Genomic DNA, 26,838 nt, shown 5'->3' on the forward strand with positions numbered 1-26,838 from the left:
CATGACCGCCTCGCTCCTGCCCCTGCTCGACGCCAACCGCGAAGCCATGGCTTCCGACTTCGCCGACGTCATCGACGCGGAGGTGAAGAAGCAGTCCGGCCTGTCGGGCGCGGCGATCAAGACCGCGTACTCCGCGGCTCAGAAGTTCAAGCCGGGCGTGGTCCAGGTGGCGACGAACAAGATGCTGCCCGACTTCATGACCGCGCTCTCGCCGCTGTGGGATTCGAGGCCCGCGGGCACGCCCTTCGGCGCTCACCTGGCAGCCAACGGCGACCAGGCCGCCGAGGCGCTGCTCGCCGTCACCGACGGACAGGCGCAGAGCGCCCCGTCGGTCCTCGCGAAGGCGTACAAGAGCGTCCGCGGCAAGGCCAAGGGCCACGTCATCGACGCTCTGGACCCGGTGGGCGCGGTCGTCGAGAAGTACGCGGGCTAGTTCAGTGACGACGCGAGCGCGGCTTGATCGTGAAGACGATCAAGCCGCGCTTGCGACTATCAGGAGCAGGACGGTGAGGATCGCGGCGAGAACCGCGACCATCGCGAGCAGACGCCAGATGTGGATTCGGCCCTGCCGGATCTCGGTGACGCCGGACGTCAGCTGGTTGGAAGCCATGGTGATCAACTCTCCCTCGAGATCGTGATCTGTTGTCCGTGTGACCAATGTGTCACAAGTTACAAAAGAAGGCGATGAACAGACTGTGCGTGTCGGGCAAAGAACCAGCAACGATTCGATGACCTTCGCGACGGCGTGGCTGATCCTCGTCGCCTGTCTCGCGGTGAGCCTGGTGGTGGCGGCGATGGCCGCGCTCAACACCGCGCTGCCCGACATCGCCCGCGCCACCGGCGCCACCACCGCGCAGATGACGTGGATCATCGACGGCTACACCTTGGTACTGGCCGCGCTGCTGCTGCCCGCGGGTGCGATCGGCGACCGGATCGGACGCAAGCCGGTTCTGATGATCGGTCTGGTGGTCTTCGGAATCGGCTCACTGGCCGCGGTCTGGGTGGACACCCCCACCCAGCTCATCCTCACCCGCGTGGTCGCCGGCGTCGGCGCCGCGATGATCATGCCGGCCACACTGTCGCTCATCACGGCCGGTGTCCCGCGTGAGAAGCGCGCGCTCGCGATCAGCATCTGGGCCGGCGTGGCCGGGGCCGGCGCGATAATGGGCTTCTTCGTCACCGGGGTTCTGCTCAACTTCTTCGGATGGCATTCGGTCTTCATCACGTTCGCGGCGTCGTCGGCGGCCACCCTCCTGCTCACCGTCACGATCGGCAGTTCGAAGGACGACGCCCCGGGACGGTTCGACTACATCGGCTCGCTGACGTCGATGACCGCGATCGCCGCCGTCGTCTACGGCCTGCTCGAGGCGCCGCATCGGGGATGGACGAACCCGCTCATCCTGATCTGCCTGATCGGTGGCGCGGCGATGATCGCCGCGTTCATCGTGATCGAACTGCGCAGATCCTCGCCTCTGCTCGACGTGAACCTGTTTCGCAACCGCGCTTTCGCCGCCGGTTCCCTGTCGGTGGCGCTGCAGTTCCTCGCCTCCTTCGGCGTCTTCTATCTGCTGCTCCTGCAGTTGCAGCTGGTGTTCGGCTACTCGGCACTCAAGTCGGCGGTCGCGCTGTTCCCGATGGTGGTCGGCGTCGGCGTCTTCGCCATGATCGGGAACCTCGTGGCGGTCCGCTACTCGCTGCGTGCGGTTCTCGCCACCGGCATCGCGATCGCCGCGGCCGGCGTACTCGCGCTCGGGATCGTCGACGCCGACGTGTACTGGAAGCTGGGCGTGATGCTCGGCGTGTGCGCTGTCGGTATCGGGCTGGCGACGGCCCCGTCCACCACCGCGATCATGTCCAATACCCCGTTGGAGAACCAAGGCGTCGGATCGGCTGTCAACGACACCGCCCGCGAACTCGGTGCGGCGATCGGTATCGCCCTGGCGGGCAGCATCCTGGCGGCCGGGTACGACAGACGCATCACCGGCACCGCGCAGGACGTCCACGACCAGCTGGCGACGATCGACCCGGACGCCGCCGAACGCGCCGCCGACGGGGTGCGCGGCTCGCTGGCGGGTGCCGTGGAGGTGGCCGGTCACCTGCCACCGCAGGCGTCTTCGCTCGCCGAGAAGATCACCGAGGGCGCGTATGCGGCGTTCCTGCCTCCGCTGCAGTCCGCCTGTCTGGTGCTCGGTTCGATCCTGCTCGCGGGCGCGGCCTTCCTCGGCTGGTTCGCTCCTCGCGCGGTCCTCGCACCCGAACCCCGCCTCGACGACTGAGCACCTCCGTCCGCCGGGGCCTCTCGCTTCGACGGTCGCCGAGGGGCAGACTGGACTCATGCGCTTCTCGTTCCGCCGGCACCGACCCGTTCAGATCGCAGGCACCACCGTGGCGATCACCGGCGCCGCGCGGGGTATCGGCTTCGCGATCGCCGACCGGTTGACGGCCCTCGGCGCTCGCGTGGCGATCGGCGACCTCGACGCCGACGCGGCTCACCGTGCGGCGGACAGACTCGGCGGAACCGCCCGCGGCTACCGCCTGGACGTCACCGACGACGACTCGTTCGCCGCCTTCCTGGCCGATGCGGCAGCCGACCTCGGTCCGATCGACGTGCTCGTCAACAACGCGGGCGTGATGTGGGTCGGCCCCTTCGACACCGAACCCGCGATCGCCGCCGAGCGGATGGTGGCGGTGAACCTGCTGGGAGTGATCCGCGGTGTGCGCCTGGCCGCGCCGGAGATGCGGCACCGCGGACGCGGCCACATCGTCACGGTGGCTTCAGCGGCGTCGCGTCTCGCTCCGCCGGGCGAATCCTCTTATGCCGCAACCAAACACGGGGTTCTCGGCTACCTCACCGGCGTACGGGAGGAACTGCGCGGCACCGGCGTCGCGATCACCGCGGTGATGCCGACCGTGGTCGACACCGAGTTGGCGGCCGGGACCTCCTCGGGATCGGTGAAGCGGCTGAGTCCGGACGACGTCGCGGCCGCGGTGGTGTCGGCGATCGAGACCAGGCGCTTCCAGGTATGGGTGCCGCGGACCGTCGGAGCCCTGGTCGCGATCTCCGGCGTTCTGCCGCAATCGGTGCGCGACCGCGCCCTGCGTGCCACGGTGCCGAACCAGGTCGCCGCGGTGACGGGATCCTCGGTGCGGTCGGCGTACGAGAAGCCGCTCACGGACGGCGAGTGACGTCCGGCCGATGACATGACGGAGAGGATCGTCCGAATCGACCTGCTCCTGCGGGTAATCTGACGGGCATCGCAGGGGCACCGACCTTCAGGGGGCACGGATGAAGTGCACCTTCACGGCCGACGCGCGAGCGTTCACGATCACCGCACTGGCACTCCTGACGGCAGCGGCGCTGTCGTCATGCACACCGGGCGACGAGTCCGCACCGACCAGTTCGCTGAGCGGCATCTCGGCCATCGCACCGCCGCCGGCGCGCACCTCCACCGTCATCGTCACGTCGATCCCGCTCACCGGCGAGACCACCTCGTCGGCCACCACCGTCGACACGGCCCCCTACGCCGTTTCCGGGCAACCGGGAAGCTACCGATGGAGCTATGCGCGAGATCCCCTTCGCGAATGCGTACTGCAGCCGGCGGGGTCCCGCCTGCCGCAGCGCATCACCTGCGCCGCCCCTTACCCCGAGGACGCGCCGAGTATCCGCATCGGCGCATTCGACGGGCCACCGAACGCGATCACGTTGACCGCGCAGGGAACCGAACCGACGATCACCGAAGGCGGGCCGACCCCGGCCCCCGCGCTGACGGCCGGACACCGGCTGACCTTCGGCGACCTCTCGTGCACCGCGCTGCCCGGCGACGCGATCACGTGCACCTCACCGGACGGCTGGTTCACCGTCGCGAACGGCGTGCTGACCACGTCCTGAGCGGATCAGCCACGGCGGTCGGCGTAGACGGCCTCGTAGCGCTCCTTCTCCCGATCGGCTCGCGCCTGCTGTCGCTGGGTCAGCGGTGAGTTGCCGAGCCCGTGCTTACGCATGCGGAGAACCCGGTTCTGATCCATGTACGACGCGGAGAAGATCAGCGCGAGCAGCACCGCCAGCAAAACCATCAGGCCGCGGATCCACATCTCGCCGCCGAACGCGAAGAACATGACGAGGTAGAGCGGCAGAAAGCAGAACTGCGAACGGATCAGGTGACGGAGGGTCGCGGTCCGGCCGGTGAGATCGTTGCGCACCCACTCGCGCTTCGACTCGGGGAGCGTGCCCCCGTAGGCGTAGACAACCCATTGAATCGGATTCGGGCGACCGCTCATCCTGAAAACCTCCGTCTTTAGATCGTGCACTACTCAATATTGCACTATCTATCACGCGATTCAATAGCGCCCTATGAAATAGTCGTAGACTCGTGTCATGGCCCACATCCCCGGTAATCCCCTCCTGCTGGAACGGCAGGTCTGCTTCGCGCTCGCCCTCGCCAACCGATCGGTGCTCCGGGTGTATCGACGGCTGCTGGAACCGCTCGGCCTCACCCACCCCCAGTACCTGGTGATGCTGGCGCTGTGGCAGCACGCACCGCTGCCGGTCAACGAGATCGGCCGGTTACTGCAGCTCGACTCGGCGACTCTGTCCCCGCTGCTCAAGCGCCTCGAAGCCGACGGCGTCATCGAACGACGACGCAGCGACGACGACGAACGCAAGGTGGAGATCCATCTCACCGAGGCCGGTGTGGCACTGCGCGAGCAGGCACTCGACATCCCGCCGCAGGTGGTCGACGCCCTGGGCGGAGACCTGGAACTGCTCGGCGAACTCCACGCCGTTCTGACCAAGGTGAACGCGGCTGCGGTGGCCGCCGAAGCCGGCTGACCGGAGATCACCGACCGCGACCGACGCAGTCGTACACCGCCGCCAGATACTCGTTGGGCTTCGCAGCGCCGACGAGTTCCGGCGACATCTTGTTCATCACGTAGGCCACGGCGAGGTCGCGGTCGAGATCGGCGACCACCACCGAACCGCCGAACCCGGTCCACCAGCAGACCCGTCCCTCCGGGACGCCTGGCATCACCGCACCCGGAAGCGCCCAGCCGAGACCGAAACGCACCGGTACACCGAGGACTCTGTCGACGCCGTCCGCCTGGACGTCGAAGATCCGCTCGAGAGTGGTGCGCGACAGCGCCGCTCGCCCGCCGACGGCACCGCCTCCGGAGACGAGCGACGCGAGCCGAGCCACCGACCGGGCGTTCCCCTGGCCGTTCGCCGCTCCGATCTCGGCCGCGAGGAAATCGGGGTCGGTGACGATCGACGGCGCGAACGCCGGGTTCAGGAGCGTTCGGCGGATCAGGCTGTCGGGCGGAATCGACGAGTAGTCCGCCGCCGCGGATGACGGAGCGACCATCGAGGCGAACCGCTCCGGCGCCTCGTCCGTCACTCCGATGCGGTAGTCGGCGCCGAGCGGACCGGCGAGTTCCTCGGCGAAGAACCGTCCGAGGCTCGAGCCGGTGACACGCCGGACCACCTCCCCGAGCAGGGTCCCGAAGGTGAGCACGTGGTAGCCCGAACCCGCGCCGGGCGTCCACCAGGGCTCCTGCGCGGCCAGCAGCGCCGCCGCCTCCTCGTGCGAGTAGATGTCGCTCAGGCTGATGTTCGCATCCCAGCCTGCGACGCCGCTCGTATGTCCCAGCACCTGCCGGACCAGGACGTTCTGCTTGCCCGCCGCCCCGAACTCCGGCCAGTAGCGGGCGACCGGCGCATCGAGATCCACCTCCCCGCGATCGGCGAGCAGCAGGACCGCGAGCGCCGTCATCGTCTTGGTCAGCGAATACGTGTTCGCGAGGGTGTCGCGTTCCCACACACGTCCCGAGGGCACGTCGGCCGTGCCGCCCCAGAGATCCACGACCATGTCGTCACCGGAGACCACAGCGAGGCAGGCACCCACCTCTTCGCCCGACTCGAGCTTGGCGGCGAACAGATCCCGCACCGGCTCGAACGCGGACACGCACGTTCCCGAGACCGTCATCGTGCGGCCACCGGGCGCTTGGCGCGTTCTCGCCCGGCCGCGAGTTCGGCCAGCAGATCCACTTTGTACCGCGCGAAATCGACCTGAATCGTGTGGCGCGGCGCGTTGTAGTACTGCCCCAGGTGACGACGCTCGTCTTCGACGATCGCCTTCCGCATCTCGGCGCGGGACGGCAGCACGTACCGGCCCAGAAGATGATCGGCGATCAGTTTGCTCTGCTGCTCGGCCAGATTGACGATCGTGGGAGACGACTGCGCCAGGCCGGCGTAGTACAGATCGTCGACGTCCGGATGAACGATCCGCTTGAACAACGGGAAACGATGCTGCGCATCGGGCATCAGCGCGGGATCGTCGAAGAACGGGAACGCCATGCGATAGCCGGTCGCCATCACGATCACGTCGACCGTCACCCGGCGGCCGTCGGTCAGGATCACGGCGTCACCGTCGAGACGCTCGATCGCAGGTACGCAGGTCAGGTCACCGGAACCGGACTTGGCCAGGAAGTCGATGCTCACCGAGGGGTGCGCCGACAGCGGTTCGTGATCGGGCTCGGGCAGACCGTAGTCCTGCATCCTGCCGATCGACTTCTTGATCGACCGTCGCGCGATCGCCAGACCCAGCTTCTTCGGCATCCACGGCGGCATCATCATCTTGTCGGCGGGCTTGCCGCCGCGGTACTTCGACAGCACCCATACGCCACGCCGCGCCGAGACCCAGACGTGTTCGGCGACGGAGCGGTTGGAGAGTTCGGAGGCGATGTCGAGCGCCGAGTTGCCCATCCCGACCACCATCACGCGCTGACCGTGCATGTCGATCGGAGCGAACGGGCTGCGGTAGTCGTGGCTGTGGATGATCTGCCCGTCGAAGCTGCCGGGGTACTCCGGGACGAACGGATTCCAGTGGTGACCGTTGGCGACCACCAGGGCACCGTACTCGCGGCGCTCCCCGGTGCTCAGGGTCAGCGTCCAGCCGCCTCCCGGTTCACGGTCGGCCTTCTCCACCGCCGTGTTGAACGTGATGGTCTCGCGCAGCCCGAAGTGGTCGACGTAGTCGCGGAAGTACCGGTGCATCAGCGTGTGGTGCGGAAAATGCGGCCAGTCGCGCGGCGCCGGGTAGTCGTCGAACTCCAGCCGGCTGGTGGACGTGTCGATGTGGAGCGACTGGTAGCAGGCCGACATTCCGTTCGGGTTGTCGTAGTACCAGTTGCCTCCGACGTCGTCCGACATCTCGAAACAGTCGTACTCGATGCCTTCGTCCTTGAGTCGCTTGGCCGTGGTGAAGCCGGAGCAGCCGGCGCCGATGATGGCGACGCGATCGCGTGTCATGCTCTGTCCTCTCGTCAGCGGCCGTACGTGTCGACCGTCACAGACCCACGGTAGGGATCTCACTGACACGTGTCTAGTCAGTGGTCACATTGTCAATCGAGATGAGCGGCGAGCATCATGGTCTTCATGCGGGAGGACACGGTCGGGGCGCAGCGGCCCAATCTGCGGGACGAACAGAAACGCCGAACCCGGCTGGCCCTGCTCGAGGCCGCGCGCGGTCTGTTCACCGAGAACGGCTACGCCGACGTGACCGTCGACGACATCACGCGAGCGGTCGGATGCAGTCGTGCCACGTTCTACCTGCACTTCACCAACAAGACGGACATCCTGGCGAGGATCAGCGCCGAGACCATGCAGCAGCGCGCAGCGTCGGTGTACGGCGACCTGGACGCCGTCCTCCGCGACGGTTCACGAGCGGCGTTCACCGCGTGGATCGAACGGGCCCTCGAGTGGTTCGACGCCAATCGCGACATCCTCCCGGCCTGGGACGAGGCCCTCTCCGCCGATCCCGAGTTCCGGAGCGTGGGCCGCGCGTCGATCACCGCGTTGACCGATGCGATGCCCGACTACCTGTCGCGGTGGCCGGACGACCGCCGGGAGGAGGCCCGCTTCCGCATCGAACTGCTCGTGACCCAGCTGGAGCGGTACTTCACACGCTCCACCGTCCAGCGAACCATCGAGTTCGCGCCGGACCGAGCCGCCGACGTCCTCACCGACATCTGGTACCCGGCGCTCCAGCCTCCCGGCACCCGCTGAATCTCGGATGCGCCGAGCACCCGACACGAGTAGCCTCACCGTCGTGGATTGCGAGATCGAGGTCGACAGGGCCTGAAGCCGGTTCTCCGGCACCAGTGTGTCCTCATCCGCCTCGCCGGCGCATCACCTCGCGCGGCGACTCTCGTGAATCGAGCTCCACCATGCCTCACACATCCACCACGCCTGAATCGTCCGTCACGATCGTCTCGCTCTCGTTCTCCTGGCCCGACGGCAGCGTCGCGCTGTCGGGCGTCGACGGCTCGTTCGGCGCCGGCCGCACCGGTCTCGTCGGCCGCAACGGCTCCGGCAAATCCACCCTGCTCCGGCTCATCGCCGGGAGGCTCACGCCGTCGTCCGGCCGGATCGAGACCGCCGGCGACGTCGGCTATCTGCCGCAGACCGTCACGCTGACCGGCGACTCCACCGTCGCCGAACTCCTCGGCATCGCCGACGTACTCGAAGCGCTGCGAGCGATCGAGTCCGGCGACGCGGATGCGCGCCACTTCGAGACGATCGGTGATGACTGGGACGTCGAAGCGCGCGCGGCCGAATCGCTCGATCGTCTCGGATTCTCCGCCGCCGACGTCGACCGTTCGGTCGCGGAACTGTCCGGCGGGGAGGCGATGCTGATAGCGGTGGCCGGTCTGCGGATGCACCGCACGGCCATCACTCTGCTCGATGAGCCCACGAACAACCTCGACCGCCCGACGCGCGCTCGCCTCGCTGAGATGATCGACGACTGGCCGGGTGCACTGATCGTGGTGAGCCATGACCTCGAACTCCTCGAACACATGGATGCGACCGCCGAACTGCACGATGGCGCGCTGGAGACCTTCGGCGGTCCCTACAGTGCGTGGAAGGCTCACGCGGACCAGGAGCAGGCTGCCGCCGTACAGGCCGCGCGAGCGGCGCAACAGGTGTTGAAGACGGAGAAGCGGCAGCGGGCGGAGGCTGAGACCAAGCTGGCCAGGCGTGAGCGGACGGCGAAGAAGGCCCAGCGCGACGGCGGCGTCCCGAGGATCGTCGCGGGCATGCTCGCCGACAGCGCGCAGGGATCGGCCGGTGCCATGCGCTCGGTACTCGACCAGAAGGTCCGGGTCGCGCAGGCCGCACTCGACGCGGCCGACGCCCGGGTTCGCGACGACTACCGCATCAGTCTCGACCTCCCCGACCCGGCGGTTCCGCGAAGCAGGCGCATCGCCGAACTCACCGCCGGCGAGCGGTCGGTGTTCGTCCAGGGACCCGAACGCCTGGCCATCGTCGGACCGAATGGGTCGGGCAAGTCGACGCTGCTCGGGCACATGATCAGCGGCGCCGAACCCACTGCCGGCCGCCCCGGCGGACGCCTGTTCACCGACCGTGTCGGCGTCCTCCCCCAGCGGCTCGACGGTCTCGACGAGAGTGCCGGGGCACTCGCGAACCTCCAAGCCGCCGTACCCGGCACCGCCACCGGCCAGATCCGGAATCACCTTGCGCGGCTCCTCCTGCGTGGCGACACCGTCGACCGGCCGGTGTCGACGCTCTCGGGCGGCGAACGGTTCCGCGTCTGCTTGGCGAAGCTGCTCTTCGCCGATCCTCCGCACCAGGTGCTCGTTCTCGACGAGCCGACCAACAATCTGGACACGACGAGCGTCGACCAGCTCGCCGACGCTCTCAATGCTTACCGCGGTGCCCTGATCGTCGTCAGCCACGACTACCCGTTCCTGAACAGGCTCGGCCTCGACACCGTCGTGGAACTGCCCGGGGACGGGACCCTGAGGCAGCGGGACGATCTGCCGGAGTGAGACTCGATCCTCAATGAGACACGACCACCTGATACCCGGCGAGGCACGCGACGACGAGAAGGACTGGGAGGAAGTAGAGCATGAATGAAGCAATGAGAATGCTGGACCCGATGACGAGGCAGGCGATGACGGAGAACGCGGGCGTTCGGATCCCCAGCGCCAACACGCATGCCAATGGCGGCACAGAGGCCCTGACAAGGAAGTAGCCGCCGTAGAAATCGAGAACGCTTCCCTTGCAATCGGGATCGCTCGCGTTCCATACCTCACAGTCGGTGACTTGCATCAGGGGCTCTGCTGCCGCGAATACAGCGGTAAGAGTAGCCAGCAAGAGTGCAAACAGCCATGCCCAAGCGATCCCGGGACCTCGGGTACGAGCGAACCAGGTATGCCGCGGGTAATCAGCCCGTCGTTGGTGCATTCAGTTGAACCGATCGCCGTCTATCGTGATTCGATGGCTTCGCAGGGTGGGCCAGGACTCAAGAGAACGGCTGAGAACAATCTCCTCAGCACGAGCCGAATCTGCGCCGATATACGTCGAGTCCAGCTCGACGTTCGAGCATACGAACCAACTTTGGTCGACGGCCCACCACATGTTCGGACGGATCCCTTCAAGTACCTCTGACGCACGGCCCACATCCCCCATGGTGAGGTAGTAGTTGAATGCACCGATCCGGACGGTCGGACACATCGACGAAATCTCTTGAAACGCCGTATTTCCTTCCCAGAAGGCAAATACACAACGGGTGTTCAGTCCGCGCCCCAGATGATGTGCGATCTCGTCGGTCACCATCGGCCGAAGAGAGTTAATTCGATGAGGGCCTTCATTCCACCATCCCCCGCGGGGTTCGAATTCACCCTGCGAGATCTTTGACCATTGCATCTCGGCATGAGCTACCTTGCCATTGACTCGCGCAACGTCGGACCATCGATAGTTCCCGATCAGAGCACCGTTGACGACCCTTTCCGCTGGGTGCAACACACGAAGATACCTCTCGTATCCGCCGGGGACAAGTGATCCGACAGTGCCCGAGTATGGCTGAAAGAGCAGCGAGTCAACCCATTCAGCCACTTCGGTATCGTGAATCACTTCATCTCGAGCCCACTCAGAAGCCATTGGCTACTCCCCTCGGCAACTGTCTACTTGGAGCGTAGTCCGATTCGAGTACGGACTTGTCCGCTTGGGAGCGAGAACTCGGCTACTGGCTGCGGCCTTGCCCTCTTGAGTGGAGCCGGTGAACGAGACGTTATCGACGCCGGAGAAACCGCGCCGACGTCGAGCGTGCTGCGCAGAGGTTCTCGACGCGGCGTGCATTAATCTGGCCGGCAGATCGCGCGTGGATCCTCACGAAACGTTGACTACGCCTTCACTTCCATAGTGATCGATGGAGACGATGCCCTCACCGAGATGGCTCGTGGCCCGCGTAAACGCGCCCTGTCGACATATGGCTGGTCGAAGGCGTGGACGATTCGCAGTTGCTCACATCGACGCAAGGCTACCAATTCTACCCAGGCGTAATTCCTCCTGGGCGACTACTCCTGGTCAAGACGGACATATCAGAGGATCGTAGGGATGCGGCGCTTCCCTACGAAGGGAACGATGACCTGTGAGTCGTAGATGTGGGCGACATGAAAGACAGTTCGCCGTCCGATCGCCGATCCGCCTACCCCGAACGCTCCCCCCCGGTTTCACTGACCGTCAGCGACGTCCCCGGCGGGCGGGACGTCCGAGGCCAGCCTCGATCGGATCACGCCGCCCTTGAGCGCATCGATGTCGACGATCACCTGACCGCCGTACGGTTTGGTGGGAAGCTGATCCATCCGCAGTCCGTCGAGCCCGATCGCGCCGGCCGTCCCCTCCTCCAGAACGGCCGGCGCACGGCGACGCCGAGTCTCCACCCGAGCCACCTGCACCAACACGACGCTGTCGCCGATCACCAGCGAGGCCGCCGCACCGGTCACCACCGTCCCGGACTCCACGGTCCCGGTGAACAGCCGTCCCTTGCCCGTGACGGTGAACATGTCCTCGATCCGGAACTGGAACGGTCCGACCACGTCCGCTTGGGCTGCCGCAGACTCCGACTGCCGGTTGAAGAATCGCATCCTCCGACCCTAACGATCCGAGACGCCGCGAGGAACTAGCTGCTGGGTCGCAGCTGACTCGGCAGAGTCTTGTCCTTCTGATCCGGGCAGAACGCGGGAATGGCTGCGCCGACCACCGCGGCGGCCTGCCCCTTGCCTCCCGCCTCGGTGTTCATCGAATCGATGACCTCCATCATCGACTTGCCCGACGCCAGTTCCGAACACGCCTTCTTGCCTGCCGCGACGGCCGCGTCGTCGTCCTTGTACGACGACCCCGACGATTTCACCACCTGGAGATAGACGCTGGTCCGCGCCTCCGACGTCGACTCGTTGGAACTGCTGTTGCTGCTGTCATCGCCGCTGCACGCGGAGAGGAAGACCGCGCCCGCGACCAGCGGGGCGATGACGAGGTATCGAAGTCGCATGAACAGTCCGTTCGGTCGTGGGTGGGTGCATCGAGCGGTCGTCTTGAACAGTATCGCCCGACAGGCCTCACGTCAGCGGACCCTCACACCGCATCGAGGACGAGGCATGAGGGTCCGCTGACCGACGAAAAGAGCTAGACGGCCGCGCCTTCTTCAGCGGCGGTGGCCTTGGCCCACTTGTAGTCGGCCTTGCCGGCCGGCGTCCGCTTCACCTCGTCGACGAAGACCACCGTGCGCGGAACCTTGTAGCCGGCCAGCGTCTGGCGGCAGTGCTCCTGGATCTCCTCGAGAGACGGCTCGTCGAAGCCCTCGTTCAGCGACACGACTGCGGCGACGCGCTGGCCGTACTTGGGATCCGGTGCAGGCACCACGAGGGCGTCGGCCACGGCCGGATGCGCGTGCAGAGCGCCTTCGACCTCTTCGGCGTAGACCTTCTCACCGCCGGTGTTGATGCACTGGCTGCCACGGCCGAGGAAGACGATGCTGCCGTCCTCGCGCAGGTACCCCATGTCGCCGAGCACCGAGATGCGTGTGCCGTCGGCCAGCGTCGGGAAGGTCCGCGCGGTCTTCTCCGGATCCTTGTAGTACCCCATCGGGATGTTGCCGATGCGGGCGATGTGACCGACCTCGTTGGGAGTGGTGATCTTGTTGAACTTCTCGTCCACCACCATCATCCGGTCGGTCGGCGGCACCATGAGGTTGCCGTTCTCGTCCATCTTGATCTCGCCGTCGTTGCCCGACTCCGAGGCGCCGAAATTGTCACGCAGCATCAGATCCGGCTTCACCGCGAGCATCCGTTCCCGGACGCTCTGACTCCACAGCGCGCCGCCCGAGGTGATCGAGAACAGGGTCGAGAAGTCGGCGGTGTCCTTCTGCTTCTCCATCTCGTCGGCCAAGGGCATGCCCATCGCATCGCCGACGATCAGAATCATCTGCGTCTTGTCCCTGCCGATGTTGCGAACGATCTTGGCGGCGTCGAAGTCGCGCTCCAGGATCAGACGCCCGCCCAGCGAAATGAACGTGAACAGCGAGTACGAGGCGGCTCCGTGCATGAGCGGCGCGGCGATCAGGAACGACAGCGACGGGAAGTTCTGGACCTCCTTGGCCAGCTCCGCGAGATCCGCGCGCGGCGGTCCGTAGGGGTTGCCGCCGGAGATCGGCTTGCGGAAGAAGTCGTCATGCTGCCACATGACGCCCTTCGGATAACCCGTGGTGCCGCCCGTGTAGATCAGGTACAGCTCCTCACCGGTCCGCTTCTCGAAGTCGCGCTCGGTGGACCGGGCGATGTAGCCGTTGAAATCGACGATCTCGACGGTGCGGCCGTCGAGGGCGGCCGCCGCGGCGGTCAGCTCGTCCACCGCCTCTCCGATCACGAAGACGGTACGCAGTTCGGGCAGCGAAGCCATCAGGTTCGCGACGCTGCGCTGATGTTCGGGAAGCTCCACGACGATGGCGGCCGAGTCGGAGTTGTCGAAGATGTACTCCAGCTCGGAGTCGGTGTAGCGGTAGTTCACGTTCACCGGCACCGCACGGACTTTGATGAGGCCGATCAGCGAGGTGACGTGCTCGACGCTGTTCTTCAGGAACAGCGCGACGTTGTCGTCCTTGCCGACCCCGTGCGCGGCGAAGTGATGCGCCACCTGATTGGCGAGCCTGTCGAGCTCGGCGTACGTGTAGTCGTGGCCCTCCCAGGTGAGGACCACGCGCTCGGGAACAGCGTCGACGACGGTCTCGAAGACGTCTGCGAGGTTGAACTTCATCTTTGTTGATCTCCTTGGGAGGGAACCGACGGGGTCGGGGTCAGGCGGACAGGATCAGGCCCGAGGTGGGCACGCCGGTGCCCGCGGTGACGAGGACGTGCTCGGCGCCGTCGACCTGGTTGACGGAGGTACCGCGCAGCTGACGGACCCCTTCGGCGATGCCGTTCATACCGTGGATGTACGCCTCGCCCAGCTGGCCGCCGTGTGTGTTGAGCGGCAGCACACCGCCCACTTCGAGTGCACCGGGCTGTGAGACGAAGTCCTTCGCCTCTCCGCGTCCGCAGAAACCCAGTTCCTCGAGTTGAATGAGCGTGTAGGGCGTGAAGTGGTCGTACAGCACCGCCATGTCGATGTCGGACGGCGTGAGTCCGGACTGCGCGAACAATTGCCGCCCGACCAGTCCCATCTCCGCCAGCTCGGGCAGCGCGTCCCGGTAGTAGCTGGTCATGATGAACTGGTCGGTACCGCTGCCCGATGCGGCACCGGCGATCGTCACCGGCTTCTGCTTGAGGTCCTTCGCTCGCTCGGGCGACACGACGACGATGGCGACACCGCCGTCGGACTCCTGGCAGCAGTCGAGCAGATGCAGCGGCTCGGCGATGTAGCGCGAGGCCTGATGGTCTTCGAGGGTGATCGGCTTGCCGTAGAAGAAGGCGTTCGGATTGGTCGCCGCGTGCTTGCGGTCCACCACCGCGATGCGCCCGAAGTCCTCGCTCGTGGCCCCGTACTCGTACATGTACCGCTGCGCGACCATCGCGACGAACGCCGCGGGCGTCGAGAGTCCGTGCGGGTACGAGAAGGCGTTGTCGGTGCCCGACGAATTCTCCTGGTTGGCGACAGCCGCGTTGACCTGGCCGAATCGGTTGCCCGACCGCTCGTTGAAGGCGCGATAGGCGACCACCACGTCGCATACGCCGGTGGCGACCGCCATCGCCGCCTGCTGCACCGTCGACGCCGCGGCGCCGCCGCCGTAGTGGATGCGGGAGAAGTACTTGAGTTCGGGGATGCCCGTCGCCCGAGCCACCGCGATCTCCATATTGGTGTCCATCGTGAAGGTCACCAGGCCGTCGACGTCGGTGGCGCACAGGCCGGCGTCGGCCAGGGCCGCGTTCACGCACTCCGCGGCCAGCCGGAGTTCGCTGCGGCCCGAGTTCTTCGAGAAGTCGGTGGCGCCGATCCCGGCGATCGCGGCCTTGCCGGAGAGCGTCCGGTCCGTCATCACGCCTCCTCGCGGGTGAAGGTGACCTTGGAGATCACGTGCTTGCCAAGAGAATTGGTGCCGGTCACCGCGACAGTGACGGCGACGTCGTCCACCTGCGTCACCTCACCGGTGAAGGTGAGCGTGTCGTAGGCGTACCAGGGCACCCCGAGCTTGAGTTCGATGGCGCCGATCCGCGCCCGCGGACCCGCCCAGTCGGTCACGAAGCGCTCCACCAAACCCGTGTCGGTCAGGATGTTCACGAAGATGTCCTTCGAGCCCTTCTGCTGGGCCAGGTCTCGATCGTGATGGACGTCCTGATAGTCGCGGGTGGCGATCGCCGATGCCACGACGAATGTCGGCGACGCGTCGATCACCAGCGGGGGCAGCGTCTGGCCCACCTGGATGGTCTGCACGGTCACTTCGCCGTCTCCTTCGCTCGCCATGCATAGAGCGACCACGGCTCGCCGCCGGAGTCGTCGTCTCCCGGGAAATCGAGGAACTCCACCTCGACGGGCATTCCGATCCGCACCGCGTCCGGATCGACGCCGCGCAGCTGTCCCAGCATGCGGACGCCCTCGTCGAGCTCCACGAGCGCCACCACGAAGGGCAGTTCCCGTCCCGGGACCCGCGGCGCGTGGTGGACGACGTAGCTGTACACGGTGCCGGTCCCGGCCGCGACCACGTAGGCGGTGTCGGGGTACTCGCCGTCGGCGCCGCGTTCGGTCCAGACCGCGGGAATCGGCGGATGCCGAAGCGAGCCGTCCTGCACCTTCTGAATGCGCAGTTCGTGGGCGGCCACGCCGTCCCAGAAGAAGCGGGTGTCGCGCGAGGCCGACGGTCGAATGAGCTTGGCCGGATCGAGACCGGCGAAGTCGGCGGTCTGCTCCCGCGGTGTCTCCGACACCGGTGCGGCGGGACGGAACTTGAGGATCCGGAAGTCCATCTCGGCGACGGTCTCCTCGCCCACACGCCAGGTGTTGCGCGTGGTGAAGAACCAGCCCTCCCCGAGTGCGGTCTGCTTCGGCCCCACCACCTCGGTCAGTTCCGAGGTGATCGTCACCTCCTCACCCGGACGGGTGTACCGGTGGTACACCGTGTCGCAGTTGGTGGCGACCACCGAGGTGTAACCGGCCGCGTCGAAGAGTTCAGTCGCCAGACCCAGCGGATCGTCGTCGGTACGGACACCGTGCAGCCCGCGCATCGTCCACACCTGCGCCATCGCCGGGGGCGCCACCACGCCGGGATGACCGGCGGCGCGCGCTGCGGTGTCGTCGACGTAGATGGGGTTCTCATTGCCCATCGCCTCCAGCCAGTTGTTCACCATCGGCTGGTTGATCGGGTCCCGGCCGGTCCGGGGAGCGCTGGCGCCCCGGGCGGCGATCTCAGCCGCCGCGGCACGGATCTGCTCAGGCGTCGACTGCCCGGTGATCGCCTCTCGGGTGATCGTCATCCCGCCCCCTTATCGCTTCGTCCGCGGCAGGCCGAGGCCGGCCGTGCCGATCATGTCGCGCATCACCTCGTTGACACCGCCGCCGAAGGTGATGACGACGTTGCGCTTCGCCTGCATGTCGAGCCATTCGGCGAACTCCGACGTGACCGGTTCGGTGAAGTCGCCGAAGCGTCCGACGACGTCGTCGATCAGCCGGTAGATCGTCTGAAGCCGCTCGGTGGAGAAGACCTTCGTCGCCGCGGCATCCGCCATGGAGATCTCTCCGTTCGACGCGACCTGCCAGTTCAGCAGCTCGTTGAGCCGCTCGTATGCGCCGATCTGCGCGAGGAGCCGTCGCACCTGTTCCTGCTCGATCACCGGGGCGCCCTCGTACTGGGCGGACCGGGCCCACGCGCGCAGCCGGTCCTCCAGCCCGCCGATGCGCCCCGACGGCCCGAGCATGACGCGCTCATGATTGAGCTGGGTGGTGATCAGCTTCCAGCCGTCGCCCTCCTCCCCGACGCGCATGCTCGCGGGCACGCGGACGTCGTTGTAGTAGGTGGCGTTGACATGGTGCGCACCGTCGGCGGTGATGATCGGCGTCCAGGTGAAGCCGGGATCCTTCGTGTCGACGATGAGGATCGAGATGCCCTTGTGCTTCGGCACCTCGGCATCGGTGCGGCAGGCGAGCCAGATGTAATCGGCGTCGTGGCCGCCGGTGGTGAAGATCTTCTGACCGTTCACGATGTAGTCGCCGGTGGCCGGATCGACGACGGCCCGCGTGGTCAGCGAGGCGAGGTCGGTACCGGCGTCGGGTTCGGTGTAGCCGATCGCGAAGTGCACCTCGCCGGCGAGGATCTTCGGCAGGAAGAAGTCCTTCTGCTCCTGAGTCCCGTAACGCTGCAGGGTGGGGCCGACGGTCTGCAGAGTCACCGACGGCAGCGGAACGTCGGCCCGCACCGCCTCATTGGTGAAGATCTGCTGTTCGATCTCGCCGAAGCCCTTGCCGCCGAACTCCTTCGGCCACCCGACACCGAGCCAGCCGTCGGCACCCATGCGGGAGATGACGTTGCGGTAGCTCGGACCGTGCCGCTCGGTGCGCATCGTGCGCTCCTCGTCCGGGCTGATGAGGCCGGCGAAGTAGGCGCGCAATTCGTCGCGCAAGGCGATCTGCTCGTCGGTGAACGCTACGAACATGCGAGCGCCTCCTGTCCGGCGGGAACGGTCTCGTCGGCCAGCTTGTCGAGCGTGGCGTGTGCGCCGCCCGCCAGACGAGCGGCGTCCTTGACCAGTGAGAAGTAGCGGTGCAGCGGGTAGGTCACGTCCACGCCGACGCCGCCGTGCAGGTGCGTCATGGTGCGCAGAGTGGCCGGCAGTTCGGCGGCGATCCAATACATCGCCGTGGCGAGATCCTGCTCGGGATCGACGCCGTTCGCGATGTCCCACGCCGCCGCCGTGGCGACCAGATTCATGGTCCGGGAGATCACGTAGACGTCCGCCAACTGCTGGCCGACGGCCTGGAATCCGGCGATCGGCTTGCCGAACTGGTGGCGGGTCGAGACGTGCTCGGCGGTCCGCTTGACAGCACCGGCCACCAGTCCGTCGACGTACGCGGCGAACAGCGCCCGGTACGCGTCGACGGCCGGGCGGGGATCGTCGGCGACGACGTGCGAGTGCGGCACGGCGACACCGTCGAACACGACCGTGTACTCGCCCCAGCCCGACGACGCGGTGGTGCGGCTGATCTCGACGCCGGCGGCGTCGGGCGTCACCACGGCGACGCCTCTGTCGGCCACCACCAGCAGCGCCGATGCGCCTTCGGCCGCGAGCACGCCGGTCTTGACACCGTCGAGCCGGGCACCGTCGACGGTGTCGGTGAGCGTGACCGCCGGCGCCTCACCCAGTGCGCGACCCCGTTCGCCGATCGCGACGGCGTGCCAGCCGCCCTCGGCGATGGTGCGAGCGTGCTCGGCCGCCGAGGACGACCGAGCCAGCACCAGTCCGGAGACCAGGGTCCCGATCAGCGGAGCCACGACGGCGTCGTGACCCGCGCGGGTCAGCAGCGGCACCAGCGAATCGATCGCCAGCCCGTCGCCTCCGAGCGACTCGGGCAGCGGAAGCACGGTCACTCCGGCTCCGGTGAGCGCCTCCCATGCGGCGGCATCGAAGCCGCCGGCTCCTTCGGTGAACTTGCTCTCCCAGTCCGGCTGCAGTCGGCGCATCACCTCGTCGGCGACGTCGCGGACCGCAGCAGCGGTGGGCTCCAGGGTGAAATCCACCCGGCTCCTCCTCCAGCAGTATTAGAACTTGTTCTAGTTTATCAGAGACCCAGAGACCGGTGTCACATCTTGCCGATGCCCTGCGATTTTCGTGCCGTTGTCGACGCGTTTCCCGCTCAGCCGCGGGGTAGACCTAGAATCCGTTCAGCCGCTGCGTTCTTCAGGATCTGGGTGGTTCCACCGGCGATCGAGAGGCAGCGATTCAGCAGCAGCAGGTCAGTGGCGGCGGTGGCGCCCAGCCCCTCGCACCCCAGCAGATCGGTGGCGAACTCGGGCACCGACTGCCGGTGCACCACACCGATCAGTTTCCGGACACTCGACGTGGCGCCCGGGTCGGTGCCACTGAGCCGCTGAGCCACCGACCGCGCGTCGAGCACCCGTCCGATGTGGGCGTCGGCGATGATCCGGCCCAGTTCGAGCGTCTGGGCCCCGGTCAGTTCGACGCCGCTGCTGTCGAGTTGCCGGAGCAGCGCATCCACCTCCTTGCCCAGCCCGGACCCGCCCATGGCGACACGCTCGTTGGCGAGGGTGGTGCGCGCCAGGCGCCAGCCGTTGCCGACGTCGCCGACCACCATGGAATCGGGCACGAAAACGTTGTCGAGGAAGACCTCGTTGAACATCGCCCGGCCGGTCAGCTCCCGCAGCGGACGGATGTCGATGCCCGGTGCCGACATGTCGACCAGGAAATACGTGATGCCCTTGTGCTTGGCCACGTCCGGATCGGTCCGCGCCAGGCACACCGCCCACTGCGACATGTGCGCCTCCGACGTCCAGATCTTCTGTCCGGTCAGCAGCCAGCCGCCGTCGGTGCGGACCGCGCGCGTGCGCAGTGATGCGAGATCGCTGCCCGCCTCGGGTTCGCTGAACAGCTGGCACCAGCGGATCTCGCCCGCGAGGGTGGGCGAGACGAACTTCTCGCGCTGCTCGTCGGTGCCGTGCTCCAGGATGGTCGGCAGCGCCCATCCGGCGATCACCAGGTCGGGGCGGACCACGCCGACCCGGTCGAGCTCCGCGTCGATGAGCAGCTGCAACGCCGGATCGGCCGACAATCCGTAGGGCTCCGGCCAGTGCGGGGCGAGGAATCCGGTGCGAGCGAGCTCGGCGCGTCGCTCCGACTCCGGTACCGCCGCGATCGCCTCGGCGGTGGCCGCGATCGCGGGCCTGCGGGCCTCGGCGTCGGCGAGGTCGAGCGAGAACTCTCGGCGGCCGCCGGCACGGCCGAGTTCGGCCAACGCCGCGCGCTGGGGCTCCCCGGCGGCGAGCTGCGTGCGCGCGGCGAGCGCGGAACGCAGATACAGGTGCGCGTCGTGCTCGAAGGTGAAGCCGATGCCGCCGAGGACCTGAATGGCGTCCTTCGCGTTGGCGGGCGAGAGATCCGCGGTCAGCACCGCGGCCGCCAGTCTGCTCAGTTCCACCTGGTCACGATCCTGATCACCGGTACCGGTCCGCGCGTCGTCGAGCGCGCGAGCGAGGTCCCATGCGGCGGCGGCGAGCTGCTCGCTCCGGCAGAGCATGTCCGCGCAGATCTGCTTGATCGCCTGAAACGACCCGATCACCGCACCGAATTGGGTGCGGACCTTCGCATACTCGACCGCCAGGTCCAGGACGTGCGCGGCGACCCCGGCCTGATAGGCGATCACGCCGACGTGCAGGAGGGCCACGAACCGCTCACCGTCGTCCAGCGCGAGTGTCTCCTCCTCCGAGAGCTCCGACACCCGCACCCGCACCGGGACCGCCGTGCCGTCCAGGGGCCCGGCGACCGCGTCGGTCTCCATGCGGCACGACGCCGGATCGATGAGGCGCCACCGCACGGTGCCGCCGTCGAATGTCAGCGGTGCGGCGACGAGTGCGTCGGACACGTACGCGGGGATCAGACCGAGGTCCACTGAGCCGTCGACCACGCCGAAGCCCGCGGACTCGGCGACCGCGGTGGCGGGCACCACCACCGGGCGCTGTCCGGCCATCACCTCGTCGGCGAGTTCCGCACCCTGCGTGGCCAGCACGTATCCGGCGGCCATCGTCGGCGCAAGCGGACCGGGAACCAGCTCCGAACCGCAGGCGGAGAACATCACGGCGACGTCCTCGACGCTGCCGCCTGCACCTCCCGCACTCTCCGGAACACCGGCGGCGAACAGCCCGAGGTCCGCGATCTGCGTCCACAGCGGACGCCAGGAGTCCGCCGAGTGGTCGAGATCGCCCCGCACCGCGGAGCGAACATCGCGCGCCTGAGCCCAAGCAGCGATACTGTCACTTACAACCCTTTGGTCCGCTGACGTGGCGATTGTCACCGAGACCTCCTCCGAGATTTTGTTGGTAACGTCAATTAGAACCTGTTCTAATATCCATTGGGTGTACACCATCGGAGGGCGGCTGCCAACTGGCGGCCGATGGACGTGACGTAACGGAGGAGACGGAAACCTATGGCTGGCGCGGGAACGACGAAGACCGAGACCGATATGCCGGCGCCGCCTCCAGCCCCCGCTCAACTGTCCGGTGCCGAGGTCGGATCCGCCGCACAGCGTGAACGACGCAGGCGCATCCTCGACGCCACCCTGGCGCTCGCGTCGAAGGGTGGATACGACGCCGTCCAGATGCGAGCCGTCGCCGACAAGGCCGACGTGGCCGTCGGCACGCTGTACCGCTATTTCCCGTCCAAGGTGCACCTGCTGGTGACCGCACTCGCTCGCGAACTCGAGAAGGTGGAGTCGCGCGCCGACCGCAGCGTCCTGCAGGGTGACACCGCCGTGGAGCGACTGCGCTTCGTCCTCGACATGATCACGTTCGCGATGCAGAAGGATCCGCTGCTCACCGAAGCGATGACGCGGGCCTTCATGTTCGCCGACGCCTCGGCCACCAGCGAGGTCAACCGAGTCGCCACCATCATCGACCGACTGCTCGCAGGCGCGATGATCGACGACGCGGACCCGGCGGCCGAGCCGACCGCCCAGGATCTCGCGATCGCCCGCGTCATCTCGGACGTGTGGATGTCGAATCTGGTGCAGTGGCTGACCCGGCGCGCATCGGCCACCGACGTCACCAACCGGATGGAACTGACCGTCCGATTGCTACTCGACCGCGACTGACACCGCGCCACACACTCGTGCCGATCAGGCCGTTCCCAGATCCTTGGCGATCATCGGCCACGTGGTGTGCAGATCCTGCTGCCAGTACTCCCAGGAGTGGGTGCCCAGCGGCCGCGAGATCACCTCGGTGTCGACGCCGGCCGTCTTGAGCGCCTGCTCCATCTGCACGGTGCAGCTGCGGACCGCGGCCTCGATGACGCCGCCCATCACCACTTGATCCACCAGAACCGCCGGGTCCCCCTTGATCAGTCTCGCATCCAGGGTGTCGTACCGGCCCGGCAGTCCGCTGCCGGAGGTCATGTAGACCTTCACACCGCGCAGTGCCGCCGCGTGCAGGTAGGGGTCGTTGGCCCGCCATCCCGGCCCGTCGAGCGGTCCCCACATGTTGGTGATGTCACCGCGGCCGCGGTCGCCGATGACGGTGCGGATGTACGCCTGGCCCAGCGGATCGCTGGTCCGTGCGCATCCGCTGTACGCAGCCACCGACCGGTACAGCTTGGGCGCCGCGATCGCGAGGTTGAACACCGAGGTCCCCGACATGGAGATGCCCGCGATCGCGTTCGCACCGCTGGTGTTCAAGGCCTTGTCGACCAGCGGCGGCAGTTCCTCCGTGAGGAAGGTCTGCCACTTGTTCCGGCCCAGCACGGGATCGTCGCGCTGCCAGTCCGTGTAGTACGAGAAGGCCCCGCCCACCGGCGTCACGACATTGACCCGCTTATCGGCGAAGAACTTCTTGTAGTCGGTCTTGGCGCGCCAGGTGGCGCTGTCCTCGCCGCCTCCCGCACCGTTGAGCAGATACAGGACCGGCGCCGGGGCATCGTCCTCGGGCCGGAGCACGTTGAGCGAGATAGTCCGCCCCATCGCGGCGGAGTACACCTCCAGGAGTGACTCCTGGGGTGCCACGTTCGTCAGCGACACGACACGCGCGGGAAGCTGAGCCGTGGCGGGTTCCTTCGGTGCGGACGTCGCCGGATCGGCCGAGGCCACCCCGGCGCCCGTCAAGAAGAGCGCGCAGACTCCCGCGACCACCGCGGCTCGTGAACTGAATCGTCGCACTGCAAACCCCTTTTGCCCCACCAATCACTTCTGTCACAGAGTATCCCGTCATGGCCGACATACCGAAACCCTGAGCGGACGTTTCGGAATCAGAACGTTGCAAATCCCCAGGGACGGGCCCGGCGAACGTGACCGAACGGACATCGACGCCGTTGCTGATGTGTGTTTACCCAGCCTGGGCTAGTACCCTCGCCACAGCAGCAGCACCAGAGCCAGGTGAATGAACGACAAGACAGGGTAGCCAGGTGGTAAACGCCCAACCGAAGATCGACGACGCGCCCGAGCGTCGGCCCGACGCAATCGAGGAGCCTTCGGCGCCGACGGACACGCAGACACCGCAGCCCGCGGACACCGCTGAGGTGCCGGCCCCCGTCAAGAAGAAGAAAGACGGGCATCTCTACCAGATCGACTTCGTCCGTCTCTTCACCTTCGGCGGCGTCATCCTCGACCACGTCATCCTGGGGCTCGCCCCCGCGACGGCGATGGCGGCCCAGGGTCTGGGTCTGCTCCTGCGGTACACGCGCTACTGCTTCTTCGCGCTCACCGGCTTCGTCCTCACCTACCAGTACCGCAACCGCGAACTGCACGCACCGACCTTCTGGCGCAGACGCTACAAGCTGATCGGCCTGCCCTTCGTGGTGTGGTCGCTGTTCTACTGGACCAATCGCCACTACCAGCAGGGCGGCTGGGACGCGATCCGCGGCATCTTCACCGACGGCGCCTCCGAGCGCCTCGCACTCAAGAGTCTCGCGTACGACCTGATCACCGGCAACGCCGCCTACCACCTGTACTTCCTGTCCGTGAGCATGCAGATCTATCTGGTGTTCCCGGCGGTCCTGTGGGTTCTGAAGCGGACCTGGGGATACCACCGGTACCTGCTCGCGGCCAGCCTGACGTTCCACATCTGGCTGCTGTTCCACATGGTGCGTCCACCGCTCTCCTTCTTCGAGAGCGGTGTGCCCGGCCTGATCTGGCGCTACCTCGGCGTCACGCTGTTCCCGTATCAGTTCTTCATCCTCGCGGGCTGCCTGGCCGCGTATCACTACGAGGCCTTCAGCGGCTTCATGAGGCGCTTCCGCCGGCCGTTGGTGCTCGTCGCCCTCGTGACGATCATCGTGACCCTGGTGTACTTCGTCTACAACGTCGACCAGGGCGAAGAGATGTTCCGCGCCACCAACGTCTTCATGGTGCACAACGCGTTCGCCTTCGTCGCGATCATCGTGATCCTGTACGTCTGCGGAACCATCTGGCAGGACAGGCGGAGCTCGGGCTCGATCGCCGACAGGTTCATGCGAACCGCGGCGGACCGGTCGTTCGGCATCTATCTGGCGCACGTCATCGTGCTCTCGACCGTCCTGGTCAGCTCACGCGAGCACCTCGACGCCCCGCTGTGGATCAATCTCCTGCTGACCTACCTCGTCACCGTTCTCGGCACCGTCTACCTCGTCGAGGTACTCCGCCGCAGTCCGATCAGCCTCATCACCACCGGACGCGAACGGATCGACTGGCGCATCCAGCGCTGGGGCCGGTCGTCGTTCGTCGCAGTGGTGGGCGGAGCGATCGGGTTCGGCGTGTACGAGTCGGTGAACACCGAACTCGGCGTCCTGATCACGGCGACCAGCGCGCTGCTGCTGCTCTCCGCGATCGTCGTGGGCGTCAAGCAGAGCAACGCGGCGCACGACGCGAAGCCCGCGCGTCCCTGACGGCCTGATCCACTGCATCGAGAAGGACCCCGGCTCGGCGAGCCGGGGTCCTTCTTCGCTGAACGTTCTTCACTGAACGGGCAGTTCCCGCTTCCCCCGGGCGTTCACGCTGGGTGCGCCCACATCGTGGTCATCACGAGTCAACGCACGGCCGCGGCCACGAGATCGGCGATGCCGGTCTTTCCCGCGGCATTCGGATGAAACACCATCTTGTTGCCGTAGCCGCGGATCCACGGTTCGGCCGCGCAGGCCGAATGCAGGGGCGCGAGCGAGGCGGTCGTGACGTGCTGGGCGCCGGTACGGTCGGCGACCCGCTGATTCACCGCGGACATCTCAGCGGCGATCTGGGCGTCCTGCTCCACCTCCCACGGCAGCAGCGGCAACAGCCGGCAGGGCGGTGCATCGATCGCCACCACCGGCGTGTAGTCGACGAGCACCACGCGAGCCAGCGGAGAGCGCGCCCGCACCGCTTCCACCGCGTTCACCAGCGACTGCTCGAGACGGCCGAAGTCGGCCGGGCCGGGCGGCGGCGGAGGCATCCGGCCCGACCCGCAGTGAGCCAGTCCGAGCGCACGCATGTTATTGCAGGCCTGAGCGATGATGCGGCCGACGAAGTCGATGTCGTTGCCGCCCGTCGTGATGGTGACCAAGCGGGTGTTGTGATCGACGGCCTCCACCTGCGGACGGATCTTGCCGTGCTTACGCACCGGTCCGGTGACCAGTTCCGCCGCGGTGGAACCCGAGCACGTCACGTCGATCAGGCGCATACCGAGCCGCGCGGCCACCTGGTGCGGATAGTTGTCGCCGGTACGGAGGCAACGCCGATCGACCACCGGACCCTCACCCGGGCCCGCCGCGAAGGAACTGCCCATCGCGACGTAGTTGACCGGCGGCGCGGTACGACCTGCCGTTCCGACCACCGATGCCGAGCTCGGGCCGGCCGCTCCCCGGGAGTTCGACAGGGCGAATCCGACCACCGCGGTCACCACGACCGCGACGACCACAGCGGCGACCGCCGCGGGACGATTGACCGAAGAGCGCATGGAGGAGAGTTTCACATATTCAGCTGTGGAATTCCCTAATCGGATCCGGTTGTCGCCGTTCCGTGTAAGCAATCCCACCCCCGGTTCGTCATCAGACGTCCGGGCTCTACTGCCGCGGCGGAACGCCACCCTGTCCGTGCGGCGGTGTCTGCGGCGGCTGCTGCGGATACGCGCCCGGCTGCGGCGGCTGCACCGGCGGGTACGGGCCGGGCTGCGGCGGCGGGAATCCACCCGGAGCCTGTCCGTAGCCCTGCTGCGGCTGCCCGTAGGGCCCCGGTCCCGGCTGCTGGGGTCCGGGCTGCTGGGGCTGACCGTACTGGGGCTGACCGAAAGACTGTGCCGGACCGGCAGCGCCTGCGGCGGGCTTACCGCCGAACAGGCCCGGACGGATCGTGAGCAGCACCGCAGCGGCCCCCGCCGCCAACGTCACCAATGCGCCCGCGAGCACGAGCCACAACCCGTACGCAGCGCCGAGTTCGGCGCCGGGCGGCATCTCGCTGCTCGTCTTCATCCCGACCGCGCCCGTCGGGTCGGCGACGAACACGATGCCCGCGATCGTGGCCGCGAGACCGCCCACCGCGGCCACCAGCGCGCCGATGCCGGAGTAGCGCCCGATCAGCAGCAGCACCGCGCCCACCGCGACGATGACTCCGAAGACGATCATCCAGATACCCGGCTTCTTCGCCTTCTCATCGGCATCGGAGGAGAACGAGTCCTCTTGCGCCGAGATCTGGTTCTCCATCGCGGCGCGGGCGATGTCGGGCGCTTCGATGACGTACAACGACGCGTCACCCGAGCCCATGCCGGTCACCGTGAAGTCCATTCCCACGGCGATCCTCGCCGTACCGAGGCTCTGCTCGCTCTTAGCGGACCCCGAGACCCACGCCAAGAAGCTGCAGACAATGAGAACGAGAGCCCCGACAGCGGCGACCGGTGT

At 67.1% G+C, this 26,838-nt stretch carries 27 protein-coding genes; 9 read left to right on the forward strand and 18 right to left on the reverse strand.

Annotated features, from left to right (window positions below; genetic code table 11):
* Position 1: 1 nt before the first annotated feature.
* A complete protein-coding gene (locus P5P27_RS15840; protein WP_006897274.1) occupies positions 2 to 433 on the forward strand; it encodes a DUF6918 family protein in 432 nt (143 codons plus the stop codon).
* Positions 434 to 472: 39 nt separating this feature from the next.
* On the opposite strand, the gene P5P27_RS15845 is transcribed toward P5P27_RS15840, so the two are convergent.
* Positions 473 to 610: a hypothetical protein gene (locus P5P27_RS15845; protein WP_156150444.1), complete on the reverse strand. Its 138-nt coding sequence runs from the start codon at positions 608 to 610 to the stop codon at positions 473 to 475.
* A 118-nt stretch (positions 611 to 728) separates the two neighbouring features.
* On the opposite strand from P5P27_RS15845, the gene P5P27_RS15850 reads away from it, so the two are divergent.
* The 3 genes from P5P27_RS15850 (at position 729) to P5P27_RS15860 (ending at position 3,889) form a co-directional block, all read left to right on the forward strand.
* Entirely contained in the window at positions 729 to 2,276 is a 1,548-nt protein-coding gene (locus P5P27_RS15850) for an MFS transporter (RefSeq protein WP_006897275.1), read from the forward strand.
* Between the two features lie 58 nt (positions 2,277 to 2,334).
* Positions 2,335 to 3,186 (forward strand): SDR family oxidoreductase, encoded by an 852-nt coding sequence (locus tag P5P27_RS15855; protein ID WP_006897276.1) that lies wholly within the window; start codon positions 2,335 to 2,337, stop codon positions 3,184 to 3,186.
* A gap of 100 nt (positions 3,187 to 3,286) precedes the next feature.
* Entirely contained in the window at positions 3,287 to 3,889 is a 603-nt protein-coding gene (locus P5P27_RS15860; protein WP_006897277.1) for a hypothetical protein, read from the forward strand.
* 5 nt (positions 3,890 to 3,894) lie between these two features.
* Here P5P27_RS15860 and P5P27_RS15865 read toward each other — a convergent pair whose 3' ends face one another.
* Entirely contained in the window at positions 3,895 to 4,278 is a 384-nt protein-coding gene (locus P5P27_RS15865; protein ID WP_006897278.1) for a DUF5313 family protein, read from the reverse strand.
* Positions 4,279 to 4,375: 97 nt separating this feature from the next.
* Between P5P27_RS15865 and P5P27_RS15870 the strand changes: the two genes are divergently transcribed.
* Positions 4,376 to 4,828 carry a MarR family winged helix-turn-helix transcriptional regulator gene (locus tag P5P27_RS15870; protein ID WP_278124933.1) on the forward strand — a complete coding sequence of 151 codons (453 nt, stop codon included), beginning with the start codon at positions 4,376 to 4,378 and terminating at the stop codon, positions 4,826 to 4,828.
* A 7-nt stretch (positions 4,829 to 4,835) separates the two neighbouring features.
* On the opposite strand, the gene P5P27_RS15875 is transcribed toward P5P27_RS15870, so the two are convergent.
* Positions 4,836 to 5,978, reverse strand: a complete 1,143-nt coding sequence (locus P5P27_RS15875; protein WP_278124935.1) for a serine hydrolase domain-containing protein — start codon at positions 5,976 to 5,978, stop codon at positions 4,836 to 4,838.
* Positions 5,975 to 7,303: a flavin-containing monooxygenase gene (locus P5P27_RS15880; RefSeq protein WP_278124937.1), complete on the reverse strand. Its 1,329-nt coding sequence runs from the start codon at positions 7,301 to 7,303 to the stop codon at positions 5,975 to 5,977. The genes P5P27_RS15875 and P5P27_RS15880 overlap by 4 nt, the downstream gene beginning before the upstream one ends.
* A gap of 117 nt (positions 7,304 to 7,420) precedes the next feature.
* On the opposite strand from P5P27_RS15880, the gene P5P27_RS15885 reads away from it, so the two are divergent.
* The gene (locus P5P27_RS15885; protein ID WP_006897282.1) at positions 7,421 to 8,059 is read left to right on the forward strand and encodes a TetR/AcrR family transcriptional regulator; all 639 of its coding nucleotides are present in this window, start codon (positions 7,421 to 7,423) and stop codon (positions 8,057 to 8,059) included.
* A gap of 161 nt (positions 8,060 to 8,220) precedes the next feature.
* Positions 8,221 to 9,843, forward strand: a complete 1,623-nt coding sequence (locus P5P27_RS15890; protein ID WP_278124938.1) for an ABC-F family ATP-binding cassette domain-containing protein — start codon at positions 8,221 to 8,223, stop codon at positions 9,841 to 9,843.
* A 10-nt stretch (positions 9,844 to 9,853) separates the two neighbouring features.
* Here the strand turns inward: P5P27_RS15890 and P5P27_RS15895 are convergent, their stop codons facing one another.
* The 11 genes from P5P27_RS15895 to P5P27_RS15945 all read right to left on the reverse strand — a co-directional run bounded on the left by P5P27_RS15895 (position 9,854) and on the right by P5P27_RS15945 (position 21,304).
* Entirely contained in the window at positions 9,854 to 10,126 is a 273-nt protein-coding gene (locus tag P5P27_RS15895) for a hypothetical protein (RefSeq protein WP_006897284.1), read from the reverse strand.
* 135 nt (positions 10,127 to 10,261) lie between these two features.
* Entirely contained in the window at positions 10,262 to 10,957 is a 696-nt protein-coding gene (locus P5P27_RS15900) for a hypothetical protein (RefSeq protein WP_006897285.1), read from the reverse strand.
* 572 nt (positions 10,958 to 11,529) lie between these two features.
* On the reverse strand, positions 11,530 to 11,943 hold the full coding sequence (locus tag P5P27_RS15905) for an elongation factor Tu (protein ID WP_231650061.1): 414 nt from the start codon (positions 11,941 to 11,943) through the stop codon (positions 11,530 to 11,532).
* Between the two features lie 35 nt (positions 11,944 to 11,978).
* The gene (locus tag P5P27_RS15910) at positions 11,979 to 12,347 is read right to left on the reverse strand and encodes a DUF732 domain-containing protein (protein WP_278124940.1); all 369 of its coding nucleotides are present in this window, start codon (positions 12,345 to 12,347) and stop codon (positions 11,979 to 11,981) included.
* Positions 12,348 to 12,481: 134 nt separating this feature from the next.
* Positions 12,482 to 14,107 (reverse strand): AMP-binding protein, encoded by a 1,626-nt coding sequence (locus tag P5P27_RS15915; RefSeq protein WP_006897288.1) that lies wholly within the window; start codon positions 14,105 to 14,107, stop codon positions 12,482 to 12,484.
* Between the two features lie 40 nt (positions 14,108 to 14,147).
* Positions 14,148 to 15,326 (reverse strand): lipid-transfer protein, encoded by a 1,179-nt coding sequence (locus tag P5P27_RS15920; protein WP_006897289.1) that lies wholly within the window; start codon positions 15,324 to 15,326, stop codon positions 14,148 to 14,150.
* Positions 15,326 to 15,727: a hotdog family protein gene (locus tag P5P27_RS15925; RefSeq protein ID WP_006897290.1), complete on the reverse strand. Its 402-nt coding sequence runs from the start codon at positions 15,725 to 15,727 to the stop codon at positions 15,326 to 15,328. The genes P5P27_RS15920 and P5P27_RS15925 overlap by 1 nt, the downstream gene beginning before the upstream one ends.
* The gene (locus tag P5P27_RS15930; RefSeq protein ID WP_278124943.1) at positions 15,724 to 16,758 is read right to left on the reverse strand and encodes a bifunctional MaoC family dehydratase N-terminal/OB-fold nucleic acid binding domain-containing protein; all 1,035 of its coding nucleotides are present in this window, start codon (positions 16,756 to 16,758) and stop codon (positions 15,724 to 15,726) included. The genes P5P27_RS15925 and P5P27_RS15930 overlap by 4 nt, the downstream gene beginning before the upstream one ends.
* A gap of 9 nt (positions 16,759 to 16,767) precedes the next feature.
* The gene (locus tag P5P27_RS15935) at positions 16,768 to 17,934 is read right to left on the reverse strand and encodes an acyl-CoA dehydrogenase family protein (RefSeq protein WP_006897292.1); all 1,167 of its coding nucleotides are present in this window, start codon (positions 17,932 to 17,934) and stop codon (positions 16,768 to 16,770) included.
* A complete protein-coding gene (locus tag P5P27_RS15940; protein WP_278124945.1) occupies positions 17,925 to 19,016 on the reverse strand; it encodes an acyl-CoA dehydrogenase family protein in 1,092 nt (363 codons plus the stop codon). The genes P5P27_RS15935 and P5P27_RS15940 overlap by 10 nt, the downstream gene beginning before the upstream one ends.
* A gap of 116 nt (positions 19,017 to 19,132) precedes the next feature.
* Complete coding sequence (locus P5P27_RS15945) at positions 19,133 to 21,304, reverse strand: acyl-CoA dehydrogenase family protein (RefSeq protein WP_278124947.1); 2,172 nt, start codon at positions 21,302 to 21,304, stop codon at positions 19,133 to 19,135.
* Between the two features lie 168 nt (positions 21,305 to 21,472).
* On the opposite strand from P5P27_RS15945, the gene kstR reads away from it, so the two are divergent.
* Positions 21,473 to 22,099 (forward strand): cholesterol catabolism transcriptional regulator KstR, encoded by a 627-nt coding sequence (gene kstR / locus P5P27_RS15950; RefSeq protein ID WP_085950754.1) that lies wholly within the window; start codon positions 21,473 to 21,475, stop codon positions 22,097 to 22,099.
* 24 nt (positions 22,100 to 22,123) lie between these two features.
* Here the strand turns inward: kstR and P5P27_RS15955 are convergent, their stop codons facing one another.
* Positions 22,124 to 23,155 carry an alpha/beta hydrolase gene (locus P5P27_RS15955; RefSeq protein WP_411815636.1) on the reverse strand — a complete coding sequence of 344 codons (1,032 nt, stop codon included), beginning with the start codon at positions 23,153 to 23,155 and terminating at the stop codon, positions 22,124 to 22,126.
* A 245-nt stretch (positions 23,156 to 23,400) separates the two neighbouring features.
* On the opposite strand from P5P27_RS15955, the gene P5P27_RS15960 reads away from it, so the two are divergent.
* Positions 23,401 to 24,858 (forward strand): acyltransferase, encoded by a 1,458-nt coding sequence (locus tag P5P27_RS15960; RefSeq protein ID WP_082781236.1) that lies wholly within the window; start codon positions 23,401 to 23,403, stop codon positions 24,856 to 24,858.
* A 140-nt stretch (positions 24,859 to 24,998) separates the two neighbouring features.
* On the opposite strand, the gene P5P27_RS15965 is transcribed toward P5P27_RS15960, so the two are convergent.
* Together P5P27_RS15965 and P5P27_RS15970 are read right to left on the reverse strand one after the other, a co-directional pair.
* The gene (locus tag P5P27_RS15965; RefSeq protein ID WP_278124949.1) at positions 24,999 to 25,901 is read right to left on the reverse strand and encodes an SGNH/GDSL hydrolase family protein; all 903 of its coding nucleotides are present in this window, start codon (positions 25,899 to 25,901) and stop codon (positions 24,999 to 25,001) included.
* A gap of 106 nt (positions 25,902 to 26,007) precedes the next feature.
* Positions 26,008 to 26,724, reverse strand: coding sequence for a hypothetical protein (locus P5P27_RS15970; RefSeq protein ID WP_278124951.1), 717 nt, complete (start codon positions 26,722 to 26,724; stop codon positions 26,008 to 26,010).
* Positions 26,725 to 26,838: the final 114 nt, after the last annotated feature.

This window comes from Gordonia sihwensis (assembly GCF_029632925.1).
GTDB lineage: Bacteria > Actinomycetota > Actinomycetes > Mycobacteriales > Mycobacteriaceae > Gordonia > Gordonia sihwensis.

What these genes read in the sequence shown, in the direction of transcription:
- P5P27_RS15840 (WP_006897274.1), top strand. Translation starts at nt 2, where the DNA reads ATGACCGCCTCGCTCCTGCCCCTGCTCGACGCCAACCGCGAAGCCATG.
- P5P27_RS15845 (WP_156150444.1), bottom strand. Translation starts at nt 610, where the DNA reads ATGGCTTCCAACCAGCTGACGTCCGGCGTCACCGAGATCCGGCAGGGC.
- P5P27_RS15850 (WP_006897275.1), top strand. Translation starts at nt 729, where the DNA reads ATGACCTTCGCGACGGCGTGGCTGATCCTCGTCGCCTGTCTCGCGGTG.
- P5P27_RS15855 (WP_006897276.1), top strand. Translation starts at nt 2,335, where the DNA reads ATGCGCTTCTCGTTCCGCCGGCACCGACCCGTTCAGATCGCAGGCACC.
- P5P27_RS15860 (WP_006897277.1), top strand. Translation starts at nt 3,287, where the DNA reads ATGAAGTGCACCTTCACGGCCGACGCGCGAGCGTTCACGATCACCGCA.
- P5P27_RS15865 (WP_006897278.1), bottom strand. Translation starts at nt 4,278, where the DNA reads ATGAGCGGTCGCCCGAATCCGATTCAATGGGTTGTCTACGCCTACGGG.
- P5P27_RS15870 (WP_278124933.1), top strand. Translation starts at nt 4,376, where the DNA reads ATGGCCCACATCCCCGGTAATCCCCTCCTGCTGGAACGGCAGGTCTGC.
- P5P27_RS15875 (WP_278124935.1), bottom strand. Translation starts at nt 5,978, where the DNA reads ATGACGGTCTCGGGAACGTGCGTGTCCGCGTTCGAGCCGGTGCGGGAT.
- P5P27_RS15880 (WP_278124937.1), bottom strand. Translation starts at nt 7,303, where the DNA reads ATGACACGCGATCGCGTCGCCATCATCGGCGCCGGCTGCTCCGGCTTC.
- P5P27_RS15885 (WP_006897282.1), top strand. Translation starts at nt 7,421, where the DNA reads ATGGTCTTCATGCGGGAGGACACGGTCGGGGCGCAGCGGCCCAATCTG.
- P5P27_RS15890 (WP_278124938.1), top strand. Translation starts at nt 8,221, where the DNA reads ATGCCTCACACATCCACCACGCCTGAATCGTCCGTCACGATCGTCTCG.
- P5P27_RS15895 (WP_006897284.1), bottom strand. Translation starts at nt 10,126, where the DNA reads ATGCAAGTCACCGACTGTGAGGTATGGAACGCGAGCGATCCCGATTGC.
- P5P27_RS15900 (WP_006897285.1), bottom strand. Translation starts at nt 10,957, where the DNA reads ATGGCTTCTGAGTGGGCTCGAGATGAAGTGATTCACGATACCGAAGTG.
- P5P27_RS15905 (WP_231650061.1), bottom strand. Translation starts at nt 11,943, where the DNA reads ATGCGATTCTTCAACCGGCAGTCGGAGTCTGCGGCAGCCCAAGCGGAC.
- P5P27_RS15910 (WP_278124940.1), bottom strand. Translation starts at nt 12,347, where the DNA reads ATGCGACTTCGATACCTCGTCATCGCCCCGCTGGTCGCGGGCGCGGTC.
- P5P27_RS15915 (WP_006897288.1), bottom strand. Translation starts at nt 14,107, where the DNA reads ATGAAGTTCAACCTCGCAGACGTCTTCGAGACCGTCGTCGACGCTGTT.
- P5P27_RS15920 (WP_006897289.1), bottom strand. Translation starts at nt 15,326, where the DNA reads ATGACGGACCGGACGCTCTCCGGCAAGGCCGCGATCGCCGGGATCGGC.
- P5P27_RS15930 (WP_278124943.1), bottom strand. Translation starts at nt 16,758, where the DNA reads ATGACGATCACCCGAGAGGCGATCACCGGGCAGTCGACGCCTGAGCAG.
- P5P27_RS15935 (WP_006897292.1), bottom strand. Translation starts at nt 17,934, where the DNA reads ATGTTCGTAGCGTTCACCGACGAGCAGATCGCCTTGCGCGACGAATTG.
- kstR (WP_085950754.1), top strand. Translation starts at nt 21,473, where the DNA reads ATGCCGGCGCCGCCTCCAGCCCCCGCTCAACTGTCCGGTGCCGAGGTC.
- P5P27_RS15965 (WP_278124949.1), bottom strand. Translation starts at nt 25,901, where the DNA reads ATGCGCTCTTCGGTCAATCGTCCCGCGGCGGTCGCCGCTGTGGTCGTC.
- P5P27_RS15970 (WP_278124951.1), bottom strand. Translation starts at nt 26,724, where the DNA reads ATGGACTTCACGGTGACCGGCATGGGCTCGGGTGACGCGTCGTTGTAC.